The sequence below is a fragment of the Streptomyces murinus genome (assembly GCF_002154555.1).
In the GTDB taxonomy this organism is placed as follows: domain Bacteria; phylum Actinomycetota; class Actinomycetes; order Streptomycetales; family Streptomycetaceae; genus Streptomyces; species Streptomyces murinus.
On sequence record NZ_MUNF01000979.1, the window covers coordinates 1 to 2,027 of the forward strand.

Consider the following 2,027-nt stretch of genomic DNA (forward strand, 5'->3'; position numbering starts at 1 on the left):
GGGCCCGTTCGTCGCCGAGCAGCGTCAGAACCGCCCGCGCGGACGTCTCCAGGGCGTCGGTACGGGCGGGCGGCGCATCGCGTTCGAGGCGGACGACGAGGGGCAGCACATACTGCGGGGCCTCGTCGCGCGGGGACGGAAGGGGGCTCTCGGCGGGGATCGGAACATCGCTCACGAGGGGCCACCCTACGAAGCCGCACGCGCCCCGATCAACGCGCGCCCCGGAATGCACGTCCTACAGCGTGCGACCGGCGTACGACCGGCGCGCGTCCCACATCGCGAGGACCCTCCCCGCCCGGCAGGCCGCCTGAAGAAGAATGGCCCCATGCACCGTGACCTGCGACTGACCGCCGTGGGCCGCCGCTACGGCGTCCGCGGCCCCTGGGTGTTACGAGGCGTCGACCTCACCATCGCCCCCGGCACCCTGACCCGGATAGAGGGGGCGAACGGCACCGGGAAGTCGACCCTGCTGCGCCTGCTCGCCCGGCTCGACGCGCCCACCGAGGGCCGGATCACCGGCCGCCCCCGCACGGCCTATGTGCCGGAGCGGTTCCCGTCCGCGCTGCCCTTCACGGCCGCCGGTTATCTGACCCGGCTCGGCACCGTCCACGGCCTGTCCCGCGCCTCCGCCGCCCGCGCCGCCGGGGCCTGGCTGGAGCGGTTCGGGGCGGCCGCGTACGCCGGCACGCCGATGGCGCGGCTGTCCAAGGGCAGCAGCCAGAAGATCGCCCTCGCGCAGGCGCTGCTCGCCGACCCCGAGCTGCTGGTCCTGGACGAGGCGTGGACCGGGCTCGACGCGGACGCGCGGGACGAGTTGGAGCGGGCGGTGGCGGAGCGGACCGCCGCGGGCGGCGCCGTCGTCTTCGTGGACCACGACCCGCGACGGCTCGCGGGGGCGCCGGACGCGACGTACACCGTGATCGACAGCGGGCTCAAGTCCCGTGCGGGCGGCGGCGGTCCGGCTGCCGGGGCGCTCGCCGTCGTCGTCGTACAAGGCGGTGGGCAGCTGCCGCCCGACGCGGCACGGCTCGTCACCACCGCCGAGGAGACCGACCCCGGCCGCCACCGGCTGACCGTCCCCGCCTCCCACTCCGACGTCCTGCTGCGCACCCTGCTCGCGACCCGCCCGCCCTGGCACGTCGTCAGCGTCGCACCACCCGCCGACAGCGCGAAGCCACCCCTCGACCCCCGGAGCCGGGTATGAGCGCACTCCTGCGTTACCACGTCGAACTGCTGCTGCGCTCGCAGCGGTGGCTTGCTCCGGTGATCCTGTACGCCGCGTTCCTGGGGGTCGGGGTGCAGGGCGGGCAGCCGGTGCTGGACTCGCTCGGGTACGCGGCCGCCGGGCTGCTGCCGGTGGCCGCCTGGCTGGTGCGGATCTGCGTCACCGGGGAGCCGCCCGCCGCCCGTGCCGTCGTGGCCGCGCCGCACGGACCCGCGCGGGCGCACCTCGCCTGTCTGCTGACGGCGCTGCTCGCGGCGGCCGTCCTCGGTACGGCGGCGACGCTCGTCGTCACCCTGATCAGCGACCCGGCGAGCAACGGCGCCCGGGTCAGGGTGGATCGCCTGGGCGCCGGCGCGGCCGGTCTTGCGGCCGCGTACGCCTGCGCGCTGCTCGGCGCGGCCGTCGGCGCGCTCACCCACTGGCCACTGCTGCGCTCCGCCGGGCGCGCGGTGCCCGCGATGCTGCTGGGCGCGCTCCTTGCGACGGTGCTCGCGGGCTCCCCGGCGCAGGCCGCGGTCAGCGGCCTGGTCACCGGATCGCAGTCCGGCCGGGTGCCGGTACCGCTGCTGCCGCTCGCCGGAGCGGCCCTGCTCGCGGCCGCGGCCTTCGCCGCGGCCTGCGCGCTCACCGCCCGCAGAACACCCTGAGCGTCAGCGGTGGCCCTGGCTCGCGGCGATCATCTGGGAGACCTTCACGAACGTGTAGCCGCGCTTGCGCAGCTCCGGTACGACGGTACGGACGACCTGCTCGGTGGTCGGCATGCACTGCACCCGCCGCGCCGCCCCGACCACCGACCCGGTCG

At 76.3% G+C, this 2,027-nt stretch carries 2 protein-coding genes and 1 pseudogene; 2 read left to right on the forward strand and 1 reads right to left on the reverse strand.

All coding sequences use genetic code 11. The features are described from left to right. A pseudogene (locus CCN72_RS41220) lies at positions 1 to 175 on the reverse strand (peptidyl-tRNA hydrolase); the annotation flags it as partial. Positions 176 to 325: 150 nt separating this feature from the next. Here CCN72_RS41220 and CCN72_RS37075 point away from each other — a divergent pair. Beyond that, the gene (locus tag CCN72_RS37075) at positions 326 to 1,204 is read left to right on the forward strand and encodes an ABC transporter ATP-binding protein (protein ID WP_086812674.1); all 879 of its coding nucleotides are present in this window, start codon (positions 326 to 328) and stop codon (positions 1,202 to 1,204) included. Continuing rightward, complete coding sequence (locus CCN72_RS37080) at positions 1,201 to 1,872, forward strand: ABC transporter (RefSeq protein WP_086812675.1); 672 nt, start codon at positions 1,201 to 1,203, stop codon at positions 1,870 to 1,872. The genes CCN72_RS37075 and CCN72_RS37080 overlap by 4 nt, the downstream gene beginning before the upstream one ends. The last annotated feature ends 155 nt before the right edge of the window (positions 1,873 to 2,027 follow it).